The organism is Sphingomonas sp. SORGH_AS_0879 (assembly GCF_030819175.1).
Classification (GTDB): domain Bacteria; phylum Pseudomonadota; class Alphaproteobacteria; order Sphingomonadales; family Sphingomonadaceae; genus Sphingomonas.
In genome coordinates this window covers 1,044,353-1,065,225 of record NZ_JAUTBJ010000002.1, presented here as the reverse complement: position 1 = coordinate 1,065,225, position 20,873 = coordinate 1,044,353, and the positions used below count along the sequence as shown (strand labels likewise).

The 20,873-nt window shown below is 64.4% G+C and carries 18 protein-coding genes, 1 tRNA gene and 1 pseudogene; 5 read left to right on the top strand and 15 right to left on the bottom strand.

Going from position 1 to position 20,873, the window contains the following annotated elements; all coding sequences use genetic code 11:
* Window positions 1-186 precede the first annotated feature (186 nt).
* Window positions 187-2,439, bottom strand: a complete 2,253-nt coding sequence (gene parC, locus QE379_RS05700) for a DNA topoisomerase IV subunit A (protein WP_306998695.1) — start codon at window positions 2,437-2,439, stop codon at window positions 187-189.
* 213 nt (window positions 2,440-2,652) lie between these two features.
* Complete coding sequence (locus QE379_RS05695; protein WP_306998693.1) at window positions 2,653-3,042, bottom strand: hypothetical protein; 390 nt, start codon at window positions 3,040-3,042, stop codon at window positions 2,653-2,655.
* 278 nt (window positions 3,043-3,320) lie between these two features.
* Between QE379_RS05695 and purC the strand changes: the two genes are divergently transcribed.
* From purC to purQ, 3 genes are read left to right on the top strand one after another with little or no spacing between them, the layout of a single operon-like run.
* A complete protein-coding gene (purC, locus tag QE379_RS05690; protein WP_306998691.1) occupies window positions 3,321-4,100 on the top strand; it encodes a phosphoribosylaminoimidazolesuccinocarboxamide synthase in 780 nt (259 codons plus the stop codon).
* Window positions 4,100-4,330: a phosphoribosylformylglycinamidine synthase subunit PurS gene (gene purS / locus QE379_RS05685; RefSeq protein WP_306998689.1), complete on the top strand. Its 231-nt coding sequence runs from the start codon at window positions 4,100-4,102 to the stop codon at window positions 4,328-4,330. Before purC ends, purS begins: the two co-directional genes overlap by 1 nt.
* A complete protein-coding gene (purQ, locus tag QE379_RS05680; protein ID WP_306998688.1) occupies window positions 4,330-4,998 on the top strand; it encodes a phosphoribosylformylglycinamidine synthase subunit PurQ in 669 nt (222 codons plus the stop codon). The genes purS and purQ overlap by 1 nt, the downstream gene beginning before the upstream one ends.
* A 323-nt stretch (window positions 4,999-5,321) precedes the next feature.
* Here the strand turns inward: purQ and QE379_RS05675 are convergent, their stop codons facing one another.
* Window positions 5,322-6,056, bottom strand: a complete 735-nt coding sequence (locus tag QE379_RS05675) for a queuosine precursor transporter (protein ID WP_306998686.1) — start codon at window positions 6,054-6,056, stop codon at window positions 5,322-5,324.
* An 84-nt stretch (window positions 6,057-6,140) separates the two neighbouring features.
* Between QE379_RS05675 and QE379_RS05670 the strand changes: the two genes are divergently transcribed.
* Window positions 6,141-6,217, top strand: a tRNA-Arg gene (locus QE379_RS05670).
* Here QE379_RS05670 and QE379_RS19580 read toward each other — a convergent pair.
* From QE379_RS19580 to QE379_RS05635, 7 genes are all read right to left on the bottom strand, one after another.
* Window positions 6,176-7,825, bottom strand: a complete 1,650-nt coding sequence (locus QE379_RS19580) for a recombinase family protein (RefSeq protein ID WP_373461842.1) — start codon at window positions 7,823-7,825, stop codon at window positions 6,176-6,178. The genes QE379_RS05670 and QE379_RS19580 overlap by 42 nt on opposite strands.
* On the bottom strand, window positions 7,800-7,991 hold the full coding sequence (locus QE379_RS05660) for a hypothetical protein (protein ID WP_306998682.1): 192 nt from the start codon (window positions 7,989-7,991) through the stop codon (window positions 7,800-7,802). The genes QE379_RS19580 and QE379_RS05660 overlap by 26 nt, the downstream gene beginning before the upstream one ends.
* 890 nt (window positions 7,992-8,881) lie before the next feature.
* Window positions 8,882-10,522 (bottom strand): alkaline phosphatase, encoded by a 1,641-nt coding sequence (locus QE379_RS05655; protein WP_306998680.1) that lies wholly within the window; start codon window positions 10,520-10,522, stop codon window positions 8,882-8,884.
* Window positions 10,522-12,771 carry a TonB-dependent receptor gene (locus QE379_RS05650; RefSeq protein WP_306998677.1) on the bottom strand — a complete coding sequence of 750 codons (2,250 nt, stop codon included), beginning with the start codon at window positions 12,769-12,771 and terminating at the stop codon, window positions 10,522-10,524. Before QE379_RS05650 ends, QE379_RS05655 begins: the two co-directional genes overlap by 1 nt.
* Before the next feature lie 227 nt (window positions 12,772-12,998).
* Complete coding sequence (locus tag QE379_RS05645; RefSeq protein ID WP_306998675.1) at window positions 12,999-14,216, bottom strand: TetR/AcrR family transcriptional regulator; 1,218 nt, start codon at window positions 14,214-14,216, stop codon at window positions 12,999-13,001.
* Between the two features lie 135 nt (window positions 14,217-14,351).
* The gene (locus QE379_RS05640) at window positions 14,352-14,657 is read right to left on the bottom strand and encodes a hypothetical protein (protein ID WP_306998673.1); all 306 of its coding nucleotides are present in this window, start codon (window positions 14,655-14,657) and stop codon (window positions 14,352-14,354) included.
* Between the two features lie 3 nt (window positions 14,658-14,660).
* On the bottom strand, window positions 14,661-15,374 hold the full coding sequence (locus tag QE379_RS05635) for a TetR/AcrR family transcriptional regulator (protein ID WP_306998671.1): 714 nt from the start codon (window positions 15,372-15,374) through the stop codon (window positions 14,661-14,663).
* A gap of 69 nt (window positions 15,375-15,443) precedes the next feature.
* Here QE379_RS05635 and QE379_RS05630 point away from each other — a divergent pair, with 69 nt between their 5' ends.
* The gene (locus QE379_RS05630) at window positions 15,444-16,007 is read left to right on the top strand and encodes a pyridoxamine 5'-phosphate oxidase family protein (RefSeq protein ID WP_306998669.1); all 564 of its coding nucleotides are present in this window, start codon (window positions 15,444-15,446) and stop codon (window positions 16,005-16,007) included.
* 302 nt (window positions 16,008-16,309) lie between these two features.
* Here QE379_RS05630 and arsH read toward each other — a convergent pair.
* From arsH to QE379_RS05605, 5 genes and pseudogenes are all read right to left on the bottom strand, one after another.
* Window positions 16,310-17,056: pseudogene (gene arsH / locus QE379_RS05625) on the bottom strand (arsenical resistance protein ArsH).
* Complete coding sequence (locus QE379_RS05620) at window positions 17,056-18,342, bottom strand: arsenic transporter (RefSeq protein ID WP_306998667.1); 1,287 nt, start codon at window positions 18,340-18,342, stop codon at window positions 17,056-17,058. The pseudogene arsH and the gene QE379_RS05620 overlap by 1 nt, the downstream one beginning before the upstream one ends.
* Window positions 18,342-18,770 carry an arsenate reductase (glutaredoxin) gene (gene arsC, locus QE379_RS05615; RefSeq protein ID WP_306998665.1) on the bottom strand — a complete coding sequence of 143 codons (429 nt, stop codon included), beginning with the start codon at window positions 18,768-18,770 and terminating at the stop codon, window positions 18,342-18,344. The genes QE379_RS05620 and arsC overlap by 1 nt, the downstream gene beginning before the upstream one ends.
* Window positions 18,771-18,781: 11 nt before the next feature.
* Window positions 18,782-19,114, bottom strand: coding sequence for a helix-turn-helix transcriptional regulator (locus QE379_RS05610; RefSeq protein WP_306998663.1), 333 nt, complete (start codon window positions 19,112-19,114; stop codon window positions 18,782-18,784).
* Between the two features lie 279 nt (window positions 19,115-19,393).
* Window positions 19,394-20,857, bottom strand: coding sequence for an MFS transporter (locus tag QE379_RS05605; RefSeq protein WP_306998661.1), 1,464 nt, complete (start codon window positions 20,855-20,857; stop codon window positions 19,394-19,396).
* Window positions 20,858-20,873 lie beyond the last annotated feature (16 nt).

The following is a 20,873-nucleotide window of genomic DNA, read 5'->3' as shown; positions in this document are numbered from 1 at the left end:
ATCGCGCATGACGTCAGCGACGCGAATCTTCGCGCCGAAGGACGTTGCGTCGGATAAGCAATCGAAGCCATCTCCTGCTCCGAATAGCGGGCGAACGTTAAAACCGCCTAAAAATGAGCGAGATAAGCTTCGCCCGATCCGCGGCCTTCGTCCTAAGCCTTTAGAATAGCGGCAGACCGAGTCCCGTCAATCGAACCGATTGTCGCGGGGGAAGCCGGTCGGCGGCATCCGTCCCGCCGCACCGCGCGCCGTTCGCCAGGCCGACAGATCGGTTTCCGTGCGGGTCCGCCCGCTTTCCCCGCCCATGGTCCAACTGAGGCCGTCCTTGAACGTGAAGGTCGTCGCATCCGACAGACCGCCGTCCCGATAGCGTTGCAACTGGACGCCGGTGCCGCGCGACAGTTCGACGAACTCGGTCAATGGAAAGACCAGCAATTTGCGGTTGTCGCCGATCGCCGCGACATAGTCATGCTCGGGGCCGACCGGTCGCACGACCTTCAACGTCGCTCCGGCGCGTGGGGTCAGCACCGTCTTTCCTTTCCGCGTCTCGGCGATGGTGTCGGCGGCGGGCACGACGAACCCTCGCCCGTCCGATGCCGCAACCAGCAATTTGGCGGCGCGGGCCGCGGGCAGGAAGCCGACGATGCCGATCGATCCGTCCAGGTCGATCATCGCGCGCACCGGCTCGCCGAAACCGCGTCCGCCGGGCAGCTTGTCCGCCGCCAGCGTGAAGAACCGTCCGTTCGCCGCCGCCAGCAACAGCTTGTCGGTGGTCTGCGCGTGAAAGGCGAAGGCGGGGCCGTCGCCCTCCTTGAATTTCGCCGTGTCGGCGGAGGCGAGATCGACATGCCCCTTCATCGCGCGGATCCAGCCGCGCTGCGACAGGATGACGGTGATCGGCTCGCGCTCGATCATCGCCTCCAGGGGGATGTCGCGGGTCGGCGCGGCTTCCTCGATCAGCGTGCGGCGTGCGCCCAGCGGCGTCTCGAGGCCATAGCGGTCGCGGATCTTGGCGAAATCCTTCTTCATCCGCGTCCGCTGCCGCTGGTCGGAGCCGAGGAGCAGAGTCAGTTGCTCGCGTTCCTTGTCCAGCTTGTCGCGCTCGCCGCGAATCTCGAATTCTTCGAGGCGGCGGAGCGACCGGAGGCGCATGTTGAGGATCGCCTCGGCCTGACGGTCGGTCAGGCGGAATTCCTCGATCATCACCGCCTTGGGCTCATCCTCGGTGCGGATGATCTCGATCACGCGGTCGAGGTTGAGATAGGCGACCAGATAGCCTTCGAGCAGTTCGATCCGGTCCGCGATCTTGCCCAGGCGATGTTCGGAGCGACGGCGCAGCACGACGAACTGATGCTCGACCCAGGCGGCCAGCGCTTCCCGCAGGGACATGACGCGCGGGGTGCGGTCCTTGTCCAGCACGTTGAGGTTCAGGCTGACCCGCGTCTCCAGATCGGAGAAGCGGAACAACCCGTCCATCAGCACCTGCGGATCGACGGTGCGCGCGCGCGGCTCCAGCACGATGCGGACCTGGGCATCCGATTCGTCGCGAACATCCGCCAGGATCGGCAGCTTCTTGTCGTTGATGAGCGTGGCGATCTGCTCGATCAGCTTGCCCTTGGCGACGCCGTAGGGGATTTCGCTGATGACGATCTGCCAGCCGCCACCCTTCTCCCGCTCGATCTCCCAACGGGCGCGGACGCGGAAGCCGCCCCGGCCGGTGGTGTAGCTTTCGCGCAGGATGGCGGGCGCATCGACGACGAGACCGCCGGTGGGGAAGTCCGGCCCCTTGACCAGCGCCAGGATCGCATCGTCGTCCGCATCCGGCTGGTCCACCAGCAGGATCGCGGCCTCCAGCAACTCGGCGGCATTGTGCGGCGGGATGCTGGTCGCCATGCCGACCGCGATGCCGCTCGCGCCGTTCGCCAGCAGATTGGGGAACAGGCCAGGGAAGAGTTCGGGCTCCTGCTCCTCGCCATTATAGGTCGGGCGATAGGCGACGGCGTCCTCGTCCAGCCCGTCCATCAGGTCGATCGCGACCTGGGTCAGCCGCGCCTCGGTATAACGGTACGCGGCGGCGTTATCGCCGTCGATATTGCCGAAGTTGCCCTGCCCGTCGACCAGCGGATAACGCAGTGCGAAATCCTGCGCCAGGCGGACCATCGCGTCATAGACCGACTGGTCGCCATGCGGGTGATATTTACCGATCACATCGCCGACGACACGCGCGCACTTCTTATAGCCCGCCGCCGGATCGAGCTTCAGCAGCCGCATCGCCCAGAGCAGCCGCCGGTGCACGGGCTTCAGCCCGTCGCGCACATCGGGCAGCGAGCGCGCGGTGATCGTGGACAGCGCATAGACGAGATACCGCTCGGACAGCGCGCTGTCGAAGGGTGCGTCCAGAATGCCGACGGGAGGATTGTCGCGGAGATCGATCGCCATGGAGCATGAGCTTCTAGCAAGCCGTTCGGGTCGGGGCAATCGGGCGGATCAAAAAGGGAACGAAGCGATGGGCCGTGCTGCCCCGGCAGCGCCGGTGTCCTCTCGTGACGCTGCTGACGGTCGGGCCTCCCCCAACCACGGGGCATCTGATCATAGCACAAAGCGGGCGCGACGGCAGCCGCACCCGCTTCGCTATCGGCGATGCAGGTCGGGTTACGACGGGTTCGCCTGCGCCTGGGCCACATCCTGCTGGAAGTGATCGCCCGCCGCGACCGTGCAGTTCCGGAACGCGACCGGCGTGAAGGTCTCGACCCCGGCGACCTCCTCGGCGGTCGCCTTTTTGCCATGCGAACCGCGCACGGGCTGGAAGGCGACGACTTCGGGGCGGAAGGTTGCCAGCACCTCCGCCGTGTCGCGACAGGCAACCGTGCGTTCGGTGTTGCCTCTCTTGACCACCGCGATGCCCTCCATGCCATTGGCAAGCGGCACACGCGCCTGCTCCCAGATTTGCGACTGCCGCGCCAAATGCAGCGGCCGCGCGACGGCGGCACCCGTCGCCAGCATCATGGCACCACCAACAACACCGATCACCAGCTTGTTCATGACAACCTCCTTTGCAAGCACACCCCCAACCCTTGACTTGCAATACCGGTTTCTCGCCACTCGCTATATTACTGCCTTTTCATCCATTCTCTATTTTTCATTCATGATGTATTTTGCATGATGACAACGTCTTCAAAAAGAATGACGAGCCACGTCATCCCATCTCGGCCCACCTGCTCCATTGCGCCCGCCCGTCCCTTCCATTATAGGCCGCGCCATCCCGCCTCGGGCCTCAGCATGGGGGCACCGGGGCTGTACTCATTTCAGGGGACCGCCGCATGGCTCGCCGCCGCCAAATCTACGAAGGCAAGGCCAAGATCCTGTACGAGGGCCCCGAGCCCGGCACGCTGATCCAGTATTTCAAGGACGACGCCACCGCGTTCAATGCCCAGAAGAAGGGCACGATCAACGGCAAGGGCGTGCTGAACAACCGCATCTCCGAGCATGTCTTCACCATGCTCGACCATATCGGCGTGCCGACCCACTTCATCCGCCGCCTGAACATGCGCGAGCAGTTGATCCGCCAGGTCGAGATCGTGCCGATCGAGGTCGTGGTGCGCAACGTCGCGGCGGGCTCACTGTCCAAGCGACTGGGCATCGAAGAGGGCGTGAAGCTGCCCCGCACGATCATCGAATATTATTACAAGGACGATGCGCTGGGCGACCCGATGGTCACCGACGAGCATATCGCCTGCTTCGGCTGGGCCAGCCAGGAAGAGATGCACGACATCGCCGACCTGGCGATCCGCGTGAACGATTTCCTGTCGGGCATGTTCGCCGCGATCGGCATCCGCCTGGTCGACTTCAAGCTGGAATTCGGCCGTATCTGGGACAATGACTTCGGCCGGATCATCCTGGCCGACGAAATCAGCCCCGATGGCTGCCGCCTGTGGGACATGACCACCAACGAAAAGCTGGACAAGGATCGCTTTCGTCGCGACTTGGGCGGCGAAGTGGAAGCCTATCAGGAAGTGGCGCGCCGTCTGGGCCTGCTGCCCGAGGGGGGCGACACCGCCGTCCTCGACCTGGAAGAACACCGCAAGAACCGGGGCAAGTAATGAAGCTGAAGATTTTCGTCACCCTGAAGCCCGGCGTGCTCGATCCGCAGGGCAAGGCGATCCAGCACGCGCTGGGCAGCCTGGGCTTTGCGGGCGTCGACGACGTGCGCGCAGGCAAGCTGATCGAGATGGAGGTCGCCGACGAGACGACCGACGCGCAGATCGACGAGATGTGCCGCCAGTTGCTCGCCAACACCGTGATCGAGAATTACCGGGTGGAGCGCGCCTGATGAAGACCGCAGTCATCGTCTTTCCGGGCTCGAACTGCGACCGCGACCTCGCCGTCGCGCTGGAGGCGGTGACGGGCGTCAAGCCGGCCATGGTCTGGCACGGCGACAGCGAACTGCCTGAGGGGCTGGGGCTGATCGGCGTGCCGGGCGGCTTTTCTTACGGCGATTACCTGCGCTGCGGCGCGATCGCGGCCCGCTCGCCGATCATGCGCGCGGTGGTGGATGCGGCCAATGGCGGCACGCCGGTGTTTGGCGTGTGCAACGGCTTCCAGGTACTGGCGGAGACCGGGCTGCTGCCCGGCGCGCTGATGCGCAACCGCTCGCTCAACTTCGTGTGCCGCGACGTGGGCCTGGAGGTGGCCAACACCGACAGCGCCTTCACGCGCCTCTATGCCGAGGGCGAGACGATCCGCATTCCCGTCGCGCATCATGACGGCAATTACTTCGCCGATGCCGAAACGCTGGACCGGCTGGAAGGCGAAGGCCGCGTGGCGTTCCGCTATGCCGAGGACGTGAACGGCTCGGCCAGGGGCATCGCGGGCGTGCTGAACGAGCGTCGCAACGTGCTGGGCATGATGCCCCACCCCGAGCGCCGCATCGAAGCCGCGCACGGCGGCGACCATGGCCGACGCCTGTTCGAGGGCCTGCTGGAGATGGTGGGAGCGTAACCTTTACCTCCGTTCAGCCTGAGCGAAGTCGAAGGCCACGGGATGACATTTGAAAGGGGAAGTGGGGTGGCTCGCTTCCCCTTTTCATTGGAGTTCACGCGAAGCCGCGATGACGCGAAGAAGAAGATTGGTTCGCGCGGAGGCGCGGAGGACGCGGAGGTGTCTCGTACTTGGCGACGTCTTCCTGCCCCACTCAGGTTTTTGACAGAAGCATGAAGCTGCCGCTGCGTCCGCCCTCTCTGCGTCCTGCGCGCCTCCGCGCGAACAAATCTCTTATAAAAAACCTTCGCGTCATCGCGGCTTCGCGCGAACCAAATCCATGCTCAAACGCGCGCCCGGAACGGCGTAAAGTCCGTCCCCTCATCAAACACATCCACCCCCTCGGCCCGCTTCAGCCAGCCGACGATCAGATAGGTCACCGGGGTCAGGATCACCTCCCAACCGACCTTCAGCGCCCATTGGGTGAACAGCACGACGACCACCAGATGCGTGGTCCACCCCTCCGCATAAAGGAAGGCCAGCGGATAGAAGATCAGGCTGTCCACCCCCTGCCCCACCAGCGTCGAGCCGATGGTCCGCGACCAGAGGTGCCGCCCGCCCGTCCACACCTTCATCCGCGCCATGACATAGGCATTGGCGAACTCCCCCGCCCAGAAGGCGCAGACGCTGGCCAGCACGATGCGCGGCACCTGGCCGAAGATCACCTCATAGGCCGCCTGGTTGGTCCAGGTCGGTGCCGGGGGCAGCGCGACGACGACATAGCTCATGAACGCCATGAACAGCACGGCGGCCGTCCCCGCCCAGATCACCCGCCGGGCTCGCGCATAACCATAGACTTCGGTCAGCACGTCGCCGATCACATAGCTAAGCGGAAAGAACAGGATACCCGCCCCGAACGGCCATTCGCCAATGAGCGGCAGATGGATGACCGCCACCTTCCCCGCGCCGATGACGTTGGAGAGCAGCAGGATGGTGACGAACGCCGCCATGACGAAGTCGAACCACCGGAACGCGCCCCGTTCCATGTCGCGGTCCGCGACCACCCGTTCCACGTTCATACCCCTGCCCCTTCGCGCCGTTCGGATCGGTATTTATCGCCATTCCCAACCCAAGCAAACCACGCTAGGAACCCCGCCATCCGCGCGTCCGTAGCTCAGTTGGATAGAGCAAGGAGCTTCTACCTCCTCGGTCGGGGGTTCGAATCCCTCCGGGCGCGCCATTTCTGTTCAGCTTTGGGCACTGCGGCACCCGGCGTCTGGGAAGCCATGATCGCGCGTTCCAGCATCGCGTTGCGGCCCGTTATCCGAACCTCGCGGTCGCCGACCTCGACACGATCGACGAGAAGGTGAATGTATTCCTTGCGCGTCCTGCCGTCTGGCTCGTGGAGCTTCCGGCGGAGCAGATCGCCGAATTTGGCGATGATCGCAGGCGTGATTCGCCGATCGCCAGCATCAAGCTGCCGTTCGAGCACGGCGATGTCCGCCTGGGTGCTGGCCTTCTGCGCGCGGATGTTGCCGAGTTCGCTGGCGACCTGCGGATCGTCCGGGCTGAGTACCTCGAGCCGGACCAGCTTGATCACGCGGGCGCTCTCGCCCTCAAGCTGGGTCAGCCGGCCTCGCAGCCGCTTCAATTCAGCGGCGCGCTCCGCGACGGCGGTTTCCGACCGGTCCAGCCATGTCTGGAGAAGCGCGGTCAGCCGTTCCGGCTGGACGAGATGGCGGGTCACCGCGCCGACGACCAGATCGTCAAGCTGCTCCATCGGAACGCGGCGTCCCGAGCAAGCATCCGGCCCGCGCTTGATCCGCGCCGAACAGGCGTAATAGCGATACTGACCGGACTTGCCGGTGCTGGTCATCATCCCCGCACCACAGCCGTCCCCGCCGCAGCCGCAGACCGCGCGGCTGGTCAGCAGGTTCGTGTTGGTCTTCGCGGCAGCCTCGCCCATCCGTGGGTCACGATCGGCCATCTGCTGGCGGACCGCGTAGAACGTCTCTTCATCGATAATCGGCGGGACCGGGATCGGCACCCACTCGCTTTCCGGCCGCGTCTCGCCCGTGCGCGAATCCCGGCGGTTGAAGATGACATAGCCGATATAGGCGGTGTTGGTCAGGATGTTGTGCAGCGTGCCGATGCTGAACCGCTTGCCCCGGATGCGGTAGCCGCGTTCGTTCAGGTGATGGGCAAGGCCCGTGACACCGATGGGGCCGTTGGGTGTGCCTTCGCGATAGGTTTTGAAGATGTGGCGGACCATGTCGACCGTCTCGGGATCGTGTTCCAGCTTCTTACGGTCCTTGCCGCGCGCCTGTGGCACGGTGCAGGTGCGAAAGCCGATCGGCGGCGTCTGCCCGTTCCAGAAGCCGTTGACGGCATTGGCGACCATGGTGCGGCGAACATGCTTGGCGTTCTCGGCCGAATGATATTCGTCGAAGATGGCGAGCATCGACACGGCCATGTCGGACGTCGGATCGTCGCCGAAATTCTGCGTCACCGAGATGATGCGGATCTTCTTGCGGCGCAGTCGCTCACGATACTGCATGAAGTCGAGCGCGTTGCGGAATAGCCGCGACAGCGAATGCGCGAGGATGATGTCAACCGGGCGCTCATCCGACTCGGCGAGCGCGATCATCTCACGGAAGGCGCGCCGATGGTCATCGGTGGCGCTGCCCGCCTCCGAGAAGACGCGGACGGCCTGGGCGCCATGATCCTCGACCCAGCGTTCGGCGGTGGCGATCTGGTCCGGCAGCGACAGGTCGTTCTTTTCCTGCCGCGTGGTCGATACTCGCGCGTAGACGAAGACGCGCTTACCCGCGAACGTGTCGTTTCCCATGACCAGGCCTTTCGAACAGCGCGGCGATCTCGCCGCCGAACAGCCGGTCGATCAGCGCGACCTCCTGTTCGAGGGTCGACCATGAATCGTCGAAGGCCGCGCTGACAAGCCCCGGATCGTTAATGCGCGCATCACCGACCGGCGACGCGGAGGTCGCCTGGGTCATTGGAGGTGATGCGCGCCGGCTCATGGGCCGGGCGTGGCAGGTTCAGCGCGACGCCGTTGCGGGGGGCGCTCGCGATTGTTGCAAAATAGGCTTGGGTGAGCGGTTCACCGTGCCTAGTCGACAAGAAGCGCGCGAGATTTTGACGCCTCGTCCTTCACCGCTAACCGGTCGATGGCATTCCCGCTTTCCCGTCATTGACCGGTGGTTTTGGGAAATAGCAATCGGGAACTGGTTTTGAGAAATTCCAATTGAGGGCGTTCGTCGGAGGGATGCCCTCGGCTGGATTCTTGTCATCGGTTCCCAATCGGGAAGGCCGCCATCGTTCTCGCTAGCACGTCGATCGCAAGCAGGCGGACTGTCGGGCAACAAAGCATTTACCGTTTGCCGGCTACCATAAGGGGAAGATCGATCGGAGCAGGCATGAAGAAGGCTCACTTAGCGGCTACGCTGCTCATACTATCGGGCTGTACGTCTGCCAGTGCTTCGGCGATTAACGCCTCCGACGATCTGCACTGCGCAGTCGTGCTTCGCACTTTAGAGAAGAATGCGAATCAGCTCGGAGCCGCTCCGGCCGCTAGGCGGGGACTTTATGTGCTACAGACGTGGTATTTCTCGAAGATAAAGCGGGAACGTCTCGAAGAAGCTCAGGGCGTCGTTGACGCGATGAAAAGAGACCCGAGTAAAGTATCTGCCGTGGGTCGGGAGTGCTCGAACCGAGCATTCAGCGATGCGGCTTTCGCACGCTGGAAAGCAATCGCCTCCGACGATTACGACCAAAAGACCATGCGGTAGAGCACTCTCGCTCAAACCGGTTTTCCCAAAACACCATCTCAAGCGGGAAAGACGGTCAGCATCGGGCAACCATTTTCAAGGGGATCGAGGTTGCTCGGTCAAAGCATCTCCCATCCGCTTTGCCGACCTGCCGTTCGCCGCGTTCTAACCCGTTTCGCGACGGTCATACCGCTGTTCCTGGCGCGGGGCGCATCGACTGACAGGAATTGCGCCTTGATCGCGTCGCGCGTCACCGACAGGGCGACGAGGCCCACCGCGAGATGGTCGCACCACAGGACGTCGTCGTTCTCACGGGCAAAGGCCGCTCCGAGCGCGGTATCGTCGAGATGCAGGAGATGGCCCATTGACGGGCCGGTCAGCGTCGACGCCGACACTTCAACCGCGATCCGCCGGTCGCCGCGGTGCAGCTCGTTGATCCAGGCCATGTGACTGTCGCCCGACAGCACGACGACATCGGCCCTGGCGCGCTCGAACAGGTCGTACACCCGGTCGCGTTCGGCGGGATAGCCGTCCCACGAGTCAAGGTTGAACAGCGGCAAGCCCAGTCCGGTCTGCTCGAACACTGCGGAAAAGCCCGGACGTCGGGCATCGAGCGCAGCGCGTGCGTCGGGCGAGAGCATCGCGTTCAGATCGGGATAGACGTAACGTGCCATGATTGTCGGGCTGCCGAACAGCAGCCACGGCCGCCCCGCCGCGTCGTTTTCTTCGATGCTGAAGCCAAGGCATTCCATCTGCGCTTGCCCAACCATCCTCCGGTCGGGATCGGCCAGTAGATGCCGGAATGCAGCGATGTCGGACGGGGTGCGGCCGTGCAGGTCGCCGGTCAGCGTCAACGGGCGATCGCGCGCCTCCAGTCGGGTTTCCGGTAGCACCAGCGTCGCCAGGTCGCCGAACGCATAGGCGCGGTTGATGGCATGGCGATCCGGCCCTTGCGGATCGCGGATCGGCATCCATTCGAGATAGGCGCGCACCGCCGCCGCCTTCCGCGCCTCCCACGGCCCCTGGCGAGCGGGATCATGGTGCTGCGCGCCGCCGGTCCAGTCGTCATTGGCGATCTCGTGGTCATCCCACATGCAGATCCACGGCGCCCGCGCATGGGCGGCCTGGAGCGCTGGATCACGGCGCCACTGGGCATAGCGGGTTCGATAGTCGGCGAGCGTCACCGCATCACCGGACGGTTCGGCCGGACGTATGTCGGGGGCGAGGCGAATACCGCCGGTGCCATATTCGTAGATGTAATCGCCGACGAACAGCACCAGATCGAGCGTCGGCCGCTCGGCGATCGCGCGATAGGCGTGGAATTCGCCCTGGGTGTACATCGCGCAGCACGCCAGCACGATATCGAGCCGGTCGAGCGATCCGGTAGGGAGCGTCCGCGTCCGTCCGACCGGTGAGGCGACACCATCGGCGGTGAAGCGATACCAGTAATCGGTGCCGGGGTTCAGCCCGGTAACATCGACCTTGACGGTGTGATCGGTCGCGTCGGTCGCGCGGAACGCGCCCTGTGCGACGATGCTGCCGAACGCCGCGTCGGTCGCGACCTGCCACGCACCGTCAACCGGGCGGCCACCGGTACGCCGCGCCCGCGTCCACAGAAGCATCCGGTCCGCACCGGGATCGCCGCTCGCCACGCCATAGGCGAACGGCGTCGTCCGTGGCGTGGTACCGCGCGCGGTCGCGGCGAGTGTGGTGCCGGCAATGCCGCCTGCCAGCACCGTGCGTCGATCGATGCCCGACATCAGAACCGCGCGCCCAGTGACAGGCCGTAGGTTCGCGGCGCGCCCCGGAACACGTTGAACACGGTCCGTGACGCCGCGGCCGCACCATTTTCGTACAGTGTGTCGGAGAAGTTGCGGACATAGCCCGCGATCGACCAGCGCCGGTCGACGTTCAATTCGATCCGGGCATCGCCGATGAAATAATCGCCGATCGCATGGTAGTTATCCAGCTCGGTGAAATACTTGCTGACGAAGCGGCCGGTGACGAGCGGGGTCAGCGTCAGCCGTTCGCCAAGCGGGATCTCGTAGCGGACCGAGCCGTTCAGCGTCATTGCCGGGGCGTTGGGCAGCGGGTTTCCCAGGCGGCGTGCCGCCTCCGCCGCGTTCGCGGACCGGATTTCCGTCACCTTGCTGTGCAGCAACGCTGCGCCGAGACGGAGCTCGAGCCCCGTCACCGGACGCGCCGTCATCGACAATTCACCGCCATATACCGTGGCCTTGCCTACATTCGTGCGGATGTTGGTGAAGACGCCCGGCGTAGGCTCCAGGGTCGAATTGGCCTGAAGGTCGGTATAGTCGTAATAATAGCCAGATGCCTCGATCTGCATCGGCCCGCCGCGAGGCAGGAATTTGACGCCCCCCTCATAGGCCCAGACATTCTCGGACCGGAACGGCAGGGCCTCGGGTGCCGAAAAGATCGTCGATCCATCGAAGCCACCTGCCTTGAAACCGCGCCCCAACGAGGCATAGACCTCGGCATTGTGGCTGAGCGAATAGCTGAGCGAGCTTTTGCCCGACAGGCGTCCGTCCTCGAACCGGTTGTCGAAGGCGACGGGAATACCCGGCAGCGCTGCTCCGGCCACGGACGTTCCATAGGGGTTGGCATCCACGGTGGCACCGAGGAAGCGGCTGTTCTCGCGCGTGTACCGCAAACCGATCCCCAGTTTGAGCGCATCGTTCAGATGATAGGTGCCATCGCCGAACACTGCCCAACTGCTGCGTTTCTGACGATAGGCCGCGTCGAACACGGTGCGAAACACGTCCGAACTATCAAGCGTACTGTCGAGGGTGGTATCGTCGCGGAAATAGGCCCCGCCAACGACCCAGTCGAACGTGGTCCCGACGCGGTTCTGCAACCGCGCCTCGACCGATCCCTGTTCCAGACGGTCGCGATAGGCAATGTCGAACTGCCGGATCGGCTGTCCGTCGTTCCAGGTGTAGCGCTGCTTCAAATGTTCGTAGCCGCCGACTACGGTCATCTCCACCGTGTCGCCCACATCCTGCGTCAGCGTCAGCGACCCGCCGTAATTCTGCTTGGAAAGCCGCGGGACGACGTTGGCGTCGAAGGTATAGGGTGCATTGGCGGCATAGGTCCCGGTCGCCAGCGTCCGCTCGGCTTGCGCCTGACCGCCCGTTTCGTCGAAGCCGTGCAGGTTCAGCAGCAACGCCGTGCCAGTACCGGCTTGCACCGATACCAGCGCGCGTCCGGCGTAGAAGGTCGATCCCGCTGCCTGGTCGTCGCGCGCCGGGTTGCCGTTGGCCGGGATCGCAGGATTGGGCGTGCTGCCGCCGAACCGGCCTGACCCGACATTGGTCAGGAAACCGTCGGTCCGGTCGTAGACGCCCGAAACGCGAACCGCGACGGCATCGTTGACCGGTACGTTGACTGCGCCTTCTGCGCGGACGCTACCGAAACGCGCATAGTCAAGCATCGCATAGCCTTCGGACGTGGTCCCGGGCTTCTGCGAGATCACGTTGACCGCGCCGGCGGTGGTGTTGCGGCCATAAAGTGTTCCCTGCGGCCCCTTCAGGATCTCGACCCGTGCCACGTCGAACATCTGGCCACCGATCAGCGCTGACGATCCCTGATAGACGCCGTCGAAATGCACGGCGGCCGAGGGACTGCCATTGGGGCGGAAATCATCATAGCCGATGCCACGAATGGTAAAGGTCTGGATGGTCCGGCCACCGACCAACTGGTTCGAGGCGATGACGCCGGGTGTCTGCTGGGTCAGTTGCAGGAAGTTCGTGGTGCCGGTTTCACGCAACCGGTCGCCGCTGATCGCAAGTACCGCCGAGGGGACCTGAAGCAGCGTCTGCGTGCGCTTCTGCGCCGTTACGACGATCTCCGCATCATCCCCGGTCGGGACGTCGGCGCTCGCGGCCGGCGGTGTCGACTGGGCGAAAGCCGGACTGGCCAGAAGCGCCGCGGCCAGCGCACCGCACGCGACGGTCGAATGCCGGAACCGGCGGGAGGAGAGTATCTGCATGATCGAAGCGCCCCTTTTACCGCACGCGAGAGCTGGCGATCGCAACCGCGGGCGTTCAGCGCGCGGTTGCGATTGATAGCCTCGGACGTAACGGTTGTTTTGTTGTTGGCAGTGGCACTACCGACGATCCGCAACAGTTTTATGACGGCGATTCGATTGATGATCGCTCATTGGCGGGCAGCAGCAGTTCTATCCATCCAAACAGCGTAACGCCCGTTCGATGTACCCTACAGGCTTGCCGTGAGGATATCGATGACATCCGTCAGGCGCTGGCGGGCAGCCGCCTCGCCGATCACCGGGGCTTCGCTCAATGCAAAGCCTTTGATCCAGATAGCGAACGCCGCCGCCTGCGCCCGTGTCAGTTCGAATGAGGCGGGCCATTCCGTCCGGCTCGCATGGTGGATGCCGGCGCCTTCCAGTATCCGCAGATGCCGCACCAGCGGCACGAACGCCGGGTTGTTTCGCGCGAGCAAGCAGGTCTGCCCGACGATGCGGGCATAGCCGACATAGAAGGCGTCGGCGTTGCCGATCCCCAGCATCCGCAGCAAGCCGGTGGACCATTTTGCAGGGTCCTGACGCTCACCGACGACCGCCGCCTCGTAATCGAGCGTCGATGGTAGCTTCTGCAACAGCGCCGCCCAAATGGCCTGTTCGGCAAAGCGTTCGGTATTGCCGAAATGATAGACAATCATTGATGACGAGGCTCCGGCGATCGCCGTCAGCCGGCGATGGTTTAATGCGCCGACGCCGTACAACGATATCTGTCGCGCGGCGCTCTCGACAAGTTGCGCTGCCATCCCCTCGCCGATGGAGATGCGCGGTGCCGCCGGCGGTGCCGACAACGACAGCCGGTGCGCGACACTGTCTGGCGTCCGACCGCGGTGTCCCACCACCTGTCGGATCGTCTCGCGCATCAGGAGATCGTAAGAGGGTTCACGATGCAGGACCGACGCAAAGATGGATTCCATCGACACGAGATCGGTGATGCACGCGGCAAGATCAGTGCGCGCGCCCAGCGGTACTAACACTCGCTGCCAGAAATCGACCTGCATCGCATGGTGCCGCAGACGGCTTGCGCCAGCACCCGGCCACCTGTCGGTATGGAAGGTCAGTTCCCACCAGAAGCGGATTACGGGGTCCGCGCTGGCCGTGCGCGCCGCGACATAGTGTGACACGACATCGGCGGTGATCGACGCATCGCTACAGATGCCGTCGAAGTCTTCAAACATGACGGTGTGGAATGCCGTATCGCGCCCGAGCGCTACCTCGGCTGCGGCGGCGAGCAACCCGTCCTTGCCGCCGAAATGATGGAAGACCACCCCCGTGCTTCGCCCGATCGCCGCGCTTACCGTGCGCAGCGAAAAGGCGGCAAGTCCGTTCTCGGCAACCAGTGCAATGGTTGCATCGATCAACAGCTCGCGCGGATCATCCAGTTGCCTCGCCATCGGAGCGCTTATGCCCGGCCTGTTATGTGCGCCTGTTTCGCCGACGGGAGGTCGTCCGCAAAAGGCTGGCGTGTCCGGTGGATTTCGATGGGGGAAGGGCTCACCGGACCTGCATACAGCCCTCTCAGACCCAAGTCAGCAGATGCGCACGGTTCGTTGGGCACCTACGATCCCGTTCCCGCTGTCGGCGACATGCCTGTCAGGTGCGTAAATAAAAATCTGCTCCGGCAGCAGTCCCAAGCCCTGCCGACCAAGCCCCGCTTGGTGATCGACCCATGCTGATATCTTATCCGCCGACATTGTTGAAGGATGCGTGAGCTTTCCCAAAACGCTTGCCGATATGATTTCAAGAATGCCTTTTAGTTCTCTTTTTTCGATCGATTTCGAGAACGCCTGCGCCGTCTCGCGACCCGTTCGTTGTCGAGAACGGCCTTTGGTCACCAATTATCGAAAGCAGCTCTCGGCTTCCACATGCCCAGCAAACGCCGCTTGGATGTTGGTATAGTCGGCTTCCAAGGTCACAACGCGTTCCGCGAGGCGGCGTTCCGCTTGGCTGGCGCGTCGCCAGTCTCCCATCGTTCGATCCAGTAGGTCGCGAACCGTTGGCGCTTCGATCGGCTGCCCATATGTTTCGGCGCGGGCAATCAGCGCCTCCAACGCGCTCCGCATCGGGATCGGGTCGCCATCGAGCGCCGTCCATAATGTGCATCCCTCGATCCACGTCAAAGTGTCGCGCGCAAGGTATTCGGCAGTTTCCTGCTCCATCCCACGTGCCAAGTTTGCGGTGAGGCGGGACTCGATATTCCTGAAGAATGCGCCGACCGACTTACGCAGTTCGCCGTCCTTCTCGGCAAGGCCGTAGAGGAGTTGAAAGCCAAGGCATTTGTCGTTCTGGATCAGATGCTGGGCAAGCGCACGAACGTTTCTTTCATAATTGCCCAGCCAGTCGCCATCCTCTTCCGGTTGCAACAGTTCGGCCTCGACCTTGGCAAGCACCTCCGGCACCAGCGCCGCTTTGCTGGGAAAGTGGCTATATAAACTACCTTTCAGGAGGCCGACGCGATCGGCGAGTTCCTGCATCGACATGCCGGCGAAGCCGCGCTCGCGGATGAGCTGTACCGCTGCGTCGACTATCGCGGCCCTGCTGGTCTTGGTCATAAGCCCTCTATTGAAAACGAACGGTCGTTTGTTTATGCGTTTGGACGTTCATAATCAAGGATTACGACCATGCCGAGCGCTGAACGCCCTGACATTGATGCCTCTGGGCTGGGGCACGTCGGCGAGCTGGAGATGCGCGCAAGTTTCCCAAGCAGCTATCAATGGGATGCCCGCAGCCTCGCCGGGATGATGCGACCTGTGCTTTCTCCTGCCTTTGCCCGCTTTATCGAGGCGCAGCCCTTCTTCTTCATCGGCACCGCCGATGCCGACGGTATGTGCGATTGCAGCTTTCGGGGGCGGGAATATCGCGCCGACGGGACCGCCCTGCCAGCGCTGAAGGTCATGAACGAACGGGAAGTTGTGTTCCCCGACTTCCCCGGCAATGGCCTCTACAACAGCCTTGGCAATCTGCGTGTCAATCCGGGCATCGGGATGCTGTTCATGGATTTCGAACGGCAACGTCGGGTGCGGCTGAACGGCCGCGCGACCATTCGCCGTGCCGATGAGACTGTCCGGGCAATCTGGCCGTTGGCCCAGGCATCGATCACCGTGGAGGTCGTGCAGGCATATGGAAATTGCTCCGCACGCATCCCTCGGATGACGATGATCGCAGGCAGTGATGCCGGATGGTGATCCCGCTTTACGATCCCAATAGGGATCAACCGATCACCTTCAGGGCTTCCTTGGCTTCTTTCTCGGTGGGGTACACGACAGGGAGCCACCTACCATCAATGACAGAGCGCACCCCCCAGCGGTTGGCAAACTCAGGCTCCGGCCGAAGCTCAACGACATATCTGGCGCTACCGTGCATAGCCTTGCGATAACACATACCGGTCCGACTGCCGATGCGAGCGTGGACCGCGGCTTTCCCACTATGCGACCCCGATGGGGAATGCCGCGGTCGTCTCGCTCGCCGTTCCCAATCGGGAAAGCCGTCAGGATTGCGGCGAGGTCGCGATGCTGGATAGGTCCGTGGCGGTTTTGATCGGCACGCCGGCTTCCTTTCGTTCGGAATAGCGATCGACCAGTTGTGCAGTATGAGGGCGCAGCAGGACGGTGAAGCGCACCAGCTCTTCCATCATGTCCACGATCCGGTCGTAATAGCTCGACGGCTTCATCCGCCCGGCATCATCGAACTCGGCGAACGCCTTGGCGACCGACGACTGGTTGGGGATCGTCACCATCCGCATCCAGCGGCCAAGCACGCGCAGCGTGTTGACGCTGTTGAAAGACTGCGATCCGGCCGACACCTGCATGACCGCGAGGGTGCGGCCCTGCGTCGGGCGCATCCCGCCCATGTTGAGTGGCAGATGGTCGATTTGCAGCTTCATGATGCCGGTAATCTGGCCGTGGCGCTCGGGGCTGCACCACACCTGCCCCTCCGACCACATCGACAGCTCGCGCAGTTCGTGGACGGCCGGATGATCGTCGCCGGCGTGCTGGTCCGGGAGCGGCAGCGTAGCGGGATCGAAAATGCGTGTTTCACAGCCGAAGAAGCGGAGCAGGCGCGCCGCCTCCTCAACGCACAAGCGCGAATAGGATCACTCGCGAAGCGATCCGTAGAGCAGGAGGATGCGGGGTGGCGGATCACCAGCGCCCAGCCCGAAGGCCAGGCGATCGAGCGCGTAACGCCGATCGAGTGCCGGCAGATGGTCGGGATCGGCAAGGTCGCGCAGCGGCATCAGGCAATTCCAATCCGCAGCGCGAGCGCCGCCAGCGTGATGAGCAGGACAGGCACCGTCAGTGTGACCCCGACGCGGAAATAATAGCCCCATCCGATCCTGACGCCCTTCTGTCCCAGGACGTGCAGCCACAGCAGCGTCGCGAGCGAGCCGATCGGGGTCAGCTTGGGGCCAAGATCGCAGCCGATGACATTGGCGTAGATCATCGCTTCCCTGATAGCCCCGGTCGCGTGGGTGGCGTCGATCGACAGCGCGCCCACCAGCACGGTCGGCATGTTGTTCATCACCGAAGAGAGGACGGCAGCGATCACGCCCGTTCCCAGCGCCGCACCCCACACCCCGCCTTGCGCGGTGCGATCGAGCAGCGCCGCCAGATGGTCGGTCAACCCTGCGTTCCGCAGGCCATAGACGACCAGGTACATGCCGAGCGAGAAGATCACGACCTGCCACGGCGCGCCGCGCAGCACCTTGCGCGTCTCGATCACATGACCCTGCCCGGCGATCACCAGCAGCAGGATCGCGCCGGCAGCGGCGACGGCGCTGACCGGCACGCCGAGCGGTTCGAGCAGGAAGAAACCGGCGAGCAGGAGCGCAAGGACGATCCATCCGGCGCGGAAGGTCGCGGCGTCACGGATCGCGGCATCGGGCGCGCGGAGCGCAGCCACATCGTATTCCTGCGGTATGTCGCGTCGGAAGAAGAGCAGCAGCGCGCCCAGCGTGGCGGCGATCGACATCAGGTCGACCGGCACCATCACCGCCGCATAGTTGCCGAACCCGATTTTGAAGAAGTCGGCCGACACGATGTTGACGAGGTTGGAGACGACCAGCGGCAGGCTGGCGGTGTCAGCGATGAACCCCGCCGCCATGACGAACGCCAGCGTCGCCTTGTCCTTGAACCCCAGCGCCCGCAGCATGGCGATGACGATCGGCGTCAGGATCAGCGCCGCGCCATCATTGGCGAACAGCGCTGACACGCCTGCGCCGAGCAGCACGATCAGGACGAACAGCCGGCGGCCATGCCCTCCGCCCCAGCGAGCGACATGCAGCGCCGCCCACTCGAAGAACCCGGCTTTATCGAGCAACAGGCTGATGACGATGATCGCGACGAACGCGGCCGTCGCGTTCCAGACGATCCCCCATACCACCGGCACGTCGGACAGGGTGACGACGCCCGCGAGCAGCGCCACGACCGCCCCGCCCATCGCGCTCCACCCGATGCCGAGGCCTTTGGGTTGCCAGATGACGAGCGCGATCGTCGCGACGAAGATCAGGACGGCAAGCAGCATCAGACGACGCGCTGACCCGACGCATCGACCACCTGTTCGCCGTCTTCCTTGGCGAACGCGGCGAGCTGGCCGCTCGGCAGCAGATCGAGGACGGCTTCGGACGGGCGGCACAGCTTCACGCCGAGCGGCGAGACGACCAGCGGGCGGTTGATGAGGATCGGATGTGCCATCATCGCATCGAGCAGCGCGTCGTCGGACAGCGACGTGTCACCCAGGCTCAGCTCCGCATAGGGCGTCCCCTTCTCGCGCAGCAGCTCGCGGGGCGTCATGCCGGCGCGGTCGATCAGCTCGACCAGCAGTGCGCGTGCGGGCGGGGTTTTCAGATACTCCACCACATGCGGCTCGATGCCGGCATTGCGGATCATGGCGAGCGTGTTGCGGGACGTGCCGCACGCGGGGTTGTGATAGATGACGATATCGACGGCCACGGGGCGTCCTTTCAGCAGCAGGGGGCGAGTTCGGCGATGAGCGGCGCGCACAACTCCGCGTTGCCCGCGCAACAGTCCTTGACGAGGAACAGCGTCAGCGCGCGCAGGCCGTCCAGATCGGCGCGATAGATGATCGACCGGCTATGGCGTTCGGAGCGGACCAGACCGGCGCGTGCGAGAATGGCGAGGTGCGCCGACATGGTGTTTTGCGGCACGTCGAGCTGGCGCGCGATTTCGCCGGCCGCCATCCCAGCAGGTTCGTGGCGAACTAGCAGACGGAACACATTCAGGCGCGTTCCCTGCGCCAGCGCACCAAACACAGCGATAGCCGAATCTTTTTCCATATATCCAGCATAACGGATATACAGCGTAGCGCTAGTCTCGCTCACTCATTCTTGGATCAGGTGTCTCGCCACACACCCGGCGGCGGGTTTTTGGGAAGGCTCAGGGTGTCCCGTTTGTCGATCCCAACGAGAATTGCGGTGCTGGGCCCGGGTCCTCACAGGTGGCCCGCTGGACCGGTGGGGACGCTCAACTGGACACTGACAATATTGGCCGCCAACGGCGCGGTGACGGCAGGGCTGCTTGTGGGCGTCCAGCGCAACCGCATGGCCAACCGGTTCCTAGCGGCGCTCGTCGGGCTCATCTCGCTCCGACTGGGCATTTATGTGCTCGGCTTCGCCAGCGCGTGTGACGAACATCTCCAAATCACCTTCCTCCCGCTCGACGCCTCCCTCGCCAACTGTGTGGCTGGAGAATCCACGATGTCGTAGCGCAAAGATCATGCCGAACAGCGCCGACAGGAACAGCGGTGCGACGTATATCAAGCGCAACGCGGCCTGGCTGTCGGTCGGCAGGTCGATCGGTGCGGCGACATCGGTGATGCCGGCCGACGCCAATGACGCGAAGACCAGCAGCGGCCCGACCCCCATGCCCAGCCGGAGCGTCATGTTGCTGACCGAATAGCAGATCGCGCCCGATGGCATGCCGCGTTCGCGCGCGGTGCCGGCGTTGTCGGCGACCATCGCCCGCAGCGCCATGAAGTCGACGCCGCCCATCGCCCCGCGCGCGAGCATGAACACCGTCGCGGCGACGATCGAACCGCCGGGCAGCACGAGCGCCACCGGAAGGGTCAGCATTTGCCAGCCATAGAAGAGCGTCAACAGCGACCGGCCGCCGATCGCCTTTCCGATCCGGCCCCACAGCGGGAGCGCGACCAGCGTGGCGATCGCCTGTACCAGCAACAGGCTGCTGCCCCAGCCGGGCAGGTCGAGCGCGCGATCGACGAGGAGCAGGAAGATCGCGGCACTGCCCGCCTCGGCAAGGCCGGCCAGCAGGTAGAGCAGCAGGATCGGCCACAGCGTCGGCATCGCGAGCACCGCGGCAAAGGTACGCCAAGGCGTCCGGCGCGTCGAGGGTGTGCAGGGAACGGGCGGCGGCTCGGTGACGGATCGGAGCGCGAGGACGATGGTGAGCGGGGTGAGGACCAGCATGGTCCAGCCCAGCGCCGCGACCTGCGCCGCCCGGTCGGCATCCAGCGCGCGTTCCAGCACGCTCGGCGCGATCAGCAGCATGACGACGCCAGCGAGCGCGACCCATGTCCTTGCGGTCATCACCCGCATCCGCCCGCGAGGGCTGCCGGCCATTTCCAGCGCCCAGCCGCCATGCGGCGTCGCGAGCAGCGTATAGCCGAGATGCAGCGCGAGGCCGGCGACGACGACGGCCGCGATCCCAACAGAGGGACCGGCGAAGAACAGGCCGGCGATTCCCAGTAGCAGCGGGGGCAGCGACGCCACCAGCCACGGCCGGCGATGGCCCCAGCGGGTGGCGAAGCGGTCGCTTGCCCAGGCGACCACCGGGTCGGCGGCCATGTCGAACAACCGCGCGGCGAGCAGCAATGTGCCGATCGCCGCCAGCGACAGGCCGAACGTGCCGGACAGGTGCGCGGGCAAATAGACCCGCCATGCCAGTTCTACGCCGACGATCACCAGCATCGGCGCGGAAAAGGCGAGCAGGGTCGCGGTGCCAGGTTCTGCGGCGTCGGGGGGCGGGCATTGCTCCACACCGCCGCCATGCGCCATCCGCATGACGGCGGTGTTACGC